Below are 7,522 nucleotides of genomic sequence, written 5' to 3' on the forward strand. Positions count from 1 at the left end.
CACCATTCCCCGTCACGGAGAAGACCCGGTTGCGGATCGCCCTGTTCACCCTCGAAGCCCTGCCCAACGCCCGGGCGGTGCGCCGCTTCGTCGCCGACAACGCCGCGCGGATCGCCTTCGTCGGCCTGTCCGATCCCGAGCGGCCGAGCACCGGCGGACTGACCGGCCAGGTCCGGCGCCATCTCGGGCGCTCCGGTGCCGGCTTCCTGCCCTACCTGGCGGTCAATTTCGGCCTGCCCGACCTCGCCCGCGGGCTCGCCCCCGCGACCCAGGCGCTGGCGGGCAGCCGCGACGTGCCCGAGGCCACCCCGCTGCGGACCCTGTGCCGGCGCCTCGGCCTGCCGCACGCCACCATCACCGACGTGAACGGGCCGGAGACGACCGGGCACCTGCGCCAGCACCGGGCCGACCTGATCCTGTCGTTCCACTTCGACCAGATCTTCGACGCCGCGACCCTGGCGGCGGCGCCGGCGGGCGGGCTCAACGTCCACCCCTCGCTGCTGCCGCGCCACCGCGGCCCGGTGCCGACCCTGCACGCGCTCCTCGACGAGACGCCGCAATTCGGCATCACGGTGCACCGCCTCGCGCCGGAGATCGATGCCGGGGGGATCCTGGCGCAGGAAACCGTGGCACTGCCCCCGGACGTCACCGCCTCGCGCGCCGCCGTGCTGCTGCACGAGGCCGGGCGGCCGCCGCTCGAACGCGTCCTGGCCGAGGCCGAGCGGTCGGGCGCGCTGCCCGAGGGGCGGCACGTCCCGGTGCTGCCCTATTGCGGCTTCCCGAGCCCGGCCCAGCTACGCGACCTCAAGCGGCGAGGGCGGCGCCTAGTCGATGCCGGGGACCTGCGCGAGGCCCTGAGCCTATCGCTCAAGCCCTGAGATCCGCGCCCCGAGATCCGCGTGGGCGCCGACCCGAATGAACGAAGCGCGTCCGGCTTCGTTGTGGCCATGATACCCCCACCCTGTACGGAGGATTTCATGAGCCGAGCGCACATGAGACAAGCGCACAAGCCCCTCGACCGGCAGGTGATCGTGATCACCGGCGGCTCAAGCGGCATCGGGCTCGCTACCGCCCGGATGGCGGCGCGTGCGGGCGCGCGGGTCGTCCTCGCCGCGCGCAACGCCGAGGCGCTGGCGACCATCCAGGAGGAGATCGAGGCGGCGGGCGGGGAGGCGACCCACGTCGTCGCCGATGTCGGCCGGCGCGAGGACGTGCAGGCCATCGCCGACAAGGCGGTGCAGCGCTTCGGCGGCTTCGACACCTGGGTCAACGATGCCGGCATCTCCCTCTACGGGCGCCTGGAGGAAGTCTCGGACGATGACCACGACCGGCTGTTCCAGACAAACTTCTGGGGCGTGGTCTACGGCTCGCTGGTGGCGGCGCCGCACCTGCGCCGGCACGGCGGGGCGATCATCAACCTCGGCAGCATCGCCTCCGACATGGCGATCCCGCTCCAGGGCATGTACTCGGCGAGCAAGCACGCCATCCGGGGCTTCACCGACGCCCTGCGCTCGGAGCTGGAGCAGGATCTGGCCCCCGTCTCCGTGACGCTGATCAAGCCCTCGGCGATCGACACGCCGCTGCCGCAGCACGCCCGCAACTACCTCGACCGGGAGCCTAAGCTGCCGCCGCCGGTCTACCACCCGGACGAGGTCGCCCACGCCATCCTGCACGCCGCCGTCTATCCGCAGCGCGACATCATCGTCGGCGGCGGCGGCCGGGCGATGACCGGCTTCAAGAAGCTCGCCCCCGGCACCTTCGACCGGCTGGGCGCCGTGATGGCCGGCCAGCAACTGCGATCCGAGCCGCCGCGGGATCCGCACGGGTCGCTCCACCGGCCGGGCCAGGACGGCCATGTCCGCGGCGACCATCCGGGGATGGTGCGCCACACCAGCACCTACACGCGGGCAAAACTCCACCCGCTCACCACCGGCGCCGTGATGGCGGGCGTCGGCCTCGCGGCGGCGGCGCTGATGAAGCGGCGGGCCTGAGACCGCCGCGCCGTCGCGAATGGCGCCGTTCGACGGTGCGAGGCAAGCCCGAACGGGTGTCGGCGCCGATGCCAAGGCGCGACGGTATGGGATCGCTTCCGCGGGTCGGCATGGCGTGGGACAAGCTCGCCATGCCACCTGCGATGCCGACCCTCCTCCTCTACGCCGCCGCGGCCTTGGCCGAGATCGCCGGATGCTTCTCGGTCTGGGCCTGGTGGCGGCTCGGCGCCTCGCCGCTCTGGCTCGTGCCGGGGGCGGCGGCGCTGGGCGCCTTCGCGTTCCTGCTCGCGCTCACCGGGTCGGAGGCCGCGGGCCGCGCCTTCGCGGCCTATGGCGGGATCTACATCGCGGCCTCGCTCGTCTGGCTGTGGGCCGCGGAGGGCGAGCAGCCCGACCGGTTCGACTGCGCCGGGGCCGCCCTCTGCCTCGCCGGTGCCGCCGTGATCCTGCTCGCACCGCGCGGCTGAGACCAATCGGCGCGAGCGGCGTCACCGCACCCGGGGCTCGCTGAACATTCTTCTCTCCCGGCGCGCGGGAGGAGGATTTTCATCCATTATACCGCTCGTTGAGAGGTGTTCGATCTTATATCCGCGCCATTCTTGCGCGGCGGCAGGAGGATACCCTAAGCGGGCGCGATCCTTCCTGTCAGACGGCCCGCCATGACCCTCACGCGACGCAGCATCCTCGCGGCCGCCCCGGCCCTCGCGGCCGGGGCCGTGCCGGGCTTCGGGACGCCGGTCCTCGCGCAAGCGCGGAGCGCGCCGTTGCGGGTCGGCCTGATCCCGATCCTCGCGGTGGCGCCGATCATCGTCGCGGAGAAGGAGGGCTGGCTGAAGGAGGCCGGTCTCTCGCTGGGCATCACGACCTTCGAGTCCGGCCCGAACATGATCCAGGCGCTGGCCTCGGGTACCCTCGATGTCTACGTGGCCGGCGTGGCGCCGCTCGGCGTCGCCCGCGCGAAGGGCATCGACGTGAAGGTGGTGGCGGCGACCTCCGTCGAGGAGAACGTCTTCGTCGCCGGCCCGAAGCTCGCCCGCTTCGCCGAGAAGGGCGTCGCCCCCGCGGAGGTGTTCAAGCGCTACCGGGACTCCGCCGGCACGCCGGCGCGGCTCGCGACCCAGCCCCTCGGCTCGGTGCCCAACACCACCCTGCAGCACTGGCTGTGGGAGGTGGCGAAGGCCGACCCGAAGGACGTGACCATCGTGTCGATGGGGATCGACGCCACCCAGCAGGCGGTCCTCGCCGGCGCGGTCGAGGGCGGGATCCTGCGCGAGCCCGCAGTCTCGATCGTCACCGGCCGCAACCCGGCGATCCGCCTGATGGCGCTCGGCGGCGAGATGTTCCCCAACCAGCCCGGCACCGTGGTGGCAGTCACCCGGGCGCTCCTCGATAAGGAGCCCGACGCCGTCCAGGCGATCGTGACCGGCATCGTGCGGGCGATCGACCTCATCGGCCGCGACCCCGAGCGCGTCGCCCCGATCATCGAGGCGAGCCTCGGCAAGGGCCTCGTCGACACCGCCACCATCCGCCGCGCCCTCGTGTCGCCGGCGACGCGCTTTGCCGCCGATCCCCGCGCCATCGTCGAGGCGACGGCGGCGATGCAGCGCTATCAGGTGAAGCTCGGCGCGCTCGACCGCGAGGTGCCCCTCGACGGGCTGTTCGAGCCGCGCTTCTACGAGCGTGCCGTCGCGGGGAAGTGAGACCGGCCCCGTGAGAGCCCGCGCCACCGCGACCCTGCTTCCGCTCGTCGGGCTCGCAGCCTTCTTCGCCCTGTGGGAGGCCGTGCCGCGGCTCGGCCTCGTCAACCCGGCCTTCCTGCCGCCGCCCTCGGTGCTGCCGGAGGCCTTTCTGCGGGAGTTGCGCTCCGGCCAGTGGCTCGCTGCGGTCGCCGGCAGCCTCGGCCACTACCTGGCCGGCCTCGCGCTCGGGGTCGGTCTCGGCATCGCCGCCGGCACGCTGACGGGGATGTCACGCACCGCCGAAGGGCTCACCGCCTGGATCGTGCGGGTGCTGCGCCCGGTGCCCGGTCTCGCCTGGGTGCCGTTCGCCATCATCTGGTTCGGGGTCAGCCCGGAGGCGGCCCTGTTCATCGTCGCGATCGGCGTGTTCTGGATCGTCTACTTCGCCGCCCACGGGGCGATCCGCGGGGTCGATCGCGACCTGATCGAGCTCGCCGCCGCCTTCGGCTTCCGCTCCGGGCCTGAGCGCCTGGTTACCGTGGTGTGGCCGGCCGCGATGCCGGGCATCCTCGTCGGCGTGCGCACCGCCATCGGCCAGGCCTGGATGGCCGTGGTGGCGGCCGAGATCTTCGGGGTCGCGGGCCTCGGCCAGCGGATGATGCAGGCCTCGACGCTGCTCGCGACCGACATCGTGGTCGTCTACATGCTCACCATGGCGCTGCTCTACGGCGTGTTCGATGCCGGCTTCACCGCCTTCCAACGCTGGATGCTGAGATGGCGGGCCTGATCGCGATCCAGGGCCTCGCCCTGACCTTCACCCGCGACGGCGCCCGGACCACGGTGCTGTCGAATCTCGACCTCGCCATCGAGCCCGGCGAGTTCCTGGCGATCGTCGGCGCCTCCGGCGTCGGCAAGTCGACGCTGCTGCGCGTCATCGCCGACCTCGTGCGCCCCAGCGCCGGAACCGTCTCGGTGAGCGAGCCGGAACCCGGCCGCCGGGCCGTCGCCCTGGTCTTCCAGGATTCGCGCCTGCTGCCCTGGCGCCGGGTGCTCGACAACGTCGCCTTCGGGCTTGAGAAGCTGCGCCTGCCCCGGGCCGAGCGCCGCCGGCGGGCGCTCGCCGCCCTCGAGCGGGTCGGCCTCGCCGATCTCGCCGGGCGCTGGCCCTTCCAGCTCTCCGGCGGACAGCGCCAGCGGGTGTCGCTCGCCCGCGCGCTCGCGGTCGAGCCGCACGTCCTCCTGATGGACGAGCCGTTCTCGGCCCTCGACGCGCTCACCCGCGAGTCGCTCCAGGACGAGTTGTCCCGGCTCTGTCGCGCCTCCGGCCAGACCGTGCTGTTCGTGACCCACGACATCGAAGAGGCGGTCTACCTCGCCGACCGGGTGGTGGTGCTGGCCGGGAGCCCCGGCCGGATCGTCGCGGCGCACCGGATCGCGGCCGCCCAGCCGCGCGACCGGGCCGCGCCCGAACTGAAGGCGATGACGCAGGTGATCCGGGAGGAACTGATGGGGGCGGGGTGCTGACAAGCAGGCCACAGCCCCGGGGAACCGCCTCGCTCAGCGCCGCAGCCGGTTCCCGAGCACGAAGCCGAACAGCCCCATCAGCACGATGCCGGTCCCGCCCTGCACGCCGACCAGCAGGTTGGTCACCCGGCCGACCGGCTTGATGCCGATCTCCGGCGGGTTCGCCGTCATCATGTTGAGGGCGCTGTAGCTCAGGAGGTCGAGGGCGTTGTAGGTCGCCGCGCTCGTGCCCTCCGGGATCAGGCCGCCGGTGAGGCCGAACAGACCGGCAAACACCGCGATCAGGATCGCGAAGGCGCGAAACAGCCGCGACAGGCTCTCGCCGTAGTCGCACAGCCATTCGACGAAGCGATCAGCGATCCAGCGGTAGCCGTGGCGCAGCAGGCCGCGCCGGTCGCGATCGCGCCAGGACGCGCGGAACAGCGCGCCGGCATGCATCCGCCCCATCCGCCGACGCCGACGATAGGCCCAGCCGGCCTCGTCGCGGCTGCCGATGCTCTCGAAATTCTGTTCAAGGGCGAGGTAGCTCGCCTTCGCGGCCTCGTAGTCGCCGGCGATCTCCTCGCCGACCGCCTCGCCGATCTGCGCCGCCCGGAACCGGGTGCCGTTGAGCCAGGCGCCGGCGAACCGGGCCCCGCGCAGGGCGCAGGACGTCAGGTCGAGCCGTACCAGCGTCGCTCCCGCGAGGTCGGCCCCCGACAGGTCGGCCCCGTCGAGCTTGGCGCCGGTGAGCTTGGCGTTGCGCAGGCGCGAGCCGACGAGCCGCGCCTTGGTCAGGCTCGCGCCCTCGAAATCGGCATGGGTCAGGTTGGTATCGGAGAGAGTCACCTCGTCGAGGCGTGCGCCGCGGAAGGTGGTGTAGTCGGCATCCGCCCCGGTGAAGTCGGCGCCCCAGAGGTCGGCGCCGGAGAAATCCGCACCGTCGAGCAGGCTGCGGGGCAGGCGGGCGAAGCGCAGCGATGCATCCCGGAAGCTCGCATCCTCCAGCATCGCCTCGGTGAAGTCGGCCTGTCCGCCGGCCACACCGACGAAGCGGGCGCCGCTGAGGTCGGCCTTGCCGAAATCCGCCTCCTCGATCAGCGCACCGGAAAAGTCGGCCGAGCGGGCGAGGGCGCCGGGCAGTCGGGCCCGCTTCAGGGTGGCACCGGTGAGGTCGGCCTGTTCGAGGGTGCTGTTCGGCATCTCGGCCCCGGCGAGGTTTAGCCCCTCGCGGTCCGCGTCCCACCAGCCCGCCTCGCGCGCCAACGGCGCGAGGCGGTCGCGGCTCAGATTCGCCCCGCGCAGGTCGAGGGCGTCGCGGCGCAACGCACCGCCCTTGGCGGCAATCTCCGCGAGGAGGTCGCCGAGGCGGAGGTCGAGCAGGGGCTGGGGTCGAAGGGTCACCGCTCGGTACCGTTCGCGCGTGACGAGCCCGTCCATGCCATGGCGGAGTGGTGTTCCTTGTCGAGATCGAGGCGACGCCGAGGGTATCAGCCACGGACCTGTCGGGAATGCAACGGCGGGGCCGGGACCGGGCGGCGCCTCCGTCCCTTCGCGGCGTCGGGTATCCCCCGCGAACGAACCTTGATGCCTTCGAGGCGGCACGGCCTATCGCAGATCGAGCGTTCTGATCACCGCGGCCACCTGGGCCCGCGCCTCGTCGTCGAGCGGTAGAATCGGCCGCGGCGGCGCAGCGTGGCAGAGATCGAGCAGGGATCCCGGGCGTGCTGCGCCGAGCGCACCGCCTCGTCGAGGGCTGCATCGAGCGCTCGACACCGCTCTTCCCGGACGAGGTAGGAGTAGAAGCCGGTGCTCCCGAGAAGACCGATCAGTCGATGCCGGTGGCGCACAGGCGAGCGACGAGCCTGCGCAGAGCCGGGAGATCGACGCGACCATCGCCGTCCATCGGCGTGATCGGAACGGCCGGTGAGGCGCAGGGGTCGGTCCTTATACTTGCCAGATCAGTCACTCGACTGGCACGCATGACCGAGAGGCGTCACCACATCGCGGGCGAGAGATTTCGGATCAAGCATCGGCCGCTCCCGATTCGAGGTGCTGAATCCTTCGGGTAAGCTGAGCAGATAAACCTCAAACGGCCCATCTCCGGCGATCAGTTCTCGTCGTTCGTGCTGGTCCAGTGGGCCGAAGGGGCACTCATTCGATCCCTCGGAGCGGGGAGGAGGGCGCGACAGCCGGAATACGAAAAACCCCGCCGGCTTCCGCCAGCGGGGTTTTTCGTTTGGTTTGGTTGCGGGGACAGGATTTGAACCTGTGACCTTCAGGTTATGAGCCTGACGAGCTACCGGGCTGCTCCACCCCGCGCCAAGGGTGTTTTCGTAATGAGGGAAT

The 7,522-nt window shown here is 71.8% G+C and carries 7 protein-coding genes and 1 tRNA gene; 6 read left to right on the forward strand and 2 right to left on the reverse strand.

Annotated features, from left to right (window positions below; genetic code table 11):
- The first annotated feature begins 29 nt into the window (after positions 1-29).
- The 6 genes from HPY23_RS30525 to HPY23_RS30550 all read left to right on the forward strand — a co-directional run bounded on the left by HPY23_RS30525 (position 30) and on the right by HPY23_RS30550 (position 5,194).
- Positions 30-878, forward strand: coding sequence for a formyltransferase family protein (locus tag HPY23_RS30525; RefSeq protein WP_091891523.1), 849 nt, complete (start codon positions 30-32; stop codon positions 876-878).
- 99 nt (positions 879-977) lie between these two features.
- Positions 978-1,991, forward strand: a complete 1,014-nt coding sequence (locus HPY23_RS30530; protein WP_236017717.1) for an SDR family oxidoreductase — start codon at positions 978-980, stop codon at positions 1,989-1,991.
- A gap of 143 nt (positions 1,992-2,134) precedes the next feature.
- Positions 2,135-2,458, forward strand: coding sequence for a YnfA family protein (locus HPY23_RS30535; RefSeq protein ID WP_060849579.1), 324 nt, complete (start codon positions 2,135-2,137; stop codon positions 2,456-2,458).
- Between the two features lie 192 nt (positions 2,459-2,650).
- Complete coding sequence (locus tag HPY23_RS30540; protein ID WP_091891529.1) at positions 2,651-3,691, forward strand: ABC transporter substrate-binding protein; 1,041 nt, start codon at positions 2,651-2,653, stop codon at positions 3,689-3,691.
- Positions 3,692-3,701: 10 nt separating this feature from the next.
- Positions 3,702-4,457: an ABC transporter permease gene (locus tag HPY23_RS30545; protein ID WP_091891531.1), complete on the forward strand. Its 756-nt coding sequence runs from the start codon at positions 3,702-3,704 to the stop codon at positions 4,455-4,457.
- Positions 4,445-5,194 (forward strand): ABC transporter ATP-binding protein, encoded by a 750-nt coding sequence (locus HPY23_RS30550; RefSeq protein ID WP_091891534.1) that lies wholly within the window; start codon positions 4,445-4,447, stop codon positions 5,192-5,194. The genes HPY23_RS30545 and HPY23_RS30550 overlap by 13 nt, the downstream gene beginning before the upstream one ends.
- A 33-nt stretch (positions 5,195-5,227) precedes the next feature.
- Here the strand turns inward: HPY23_RS30550 and HPY23_RS30555 are convergent, their stop codons facing one another.
- Positions 5,228-6,520: a pentapeptide repeat-containing protein gene (locus tag HPY23_RS30555; protein WP_413231107.1), complete on the reverse strand. Its 1,293-nt coding sequence runs from the start codon at positions 6,518-6,520 to the stop codon at positions 5,228-5,230.
- 898 nt (positions 6,521-7,418) lie between these two features.
- Positions 7,419-7,495: transfer RNA gene (locus HPY23_RS30560), tRNA-Met, on the reverse strand.
- Between the last annotated feature and the right edge of the window lie 27 nt (positions 7,496-7,522).

Origin of the sequence: Methylobacterium ajmalii, from assembly GCF_016613415.1 — a bacterium.
GTDB classification, from domain to species: Bacteria; Pseudomonadota; Alphaproteobacteria; order Rhizobiales; family Beijerinckiaceae; genus Methylobacterium; species Methylobacterium ajmalii.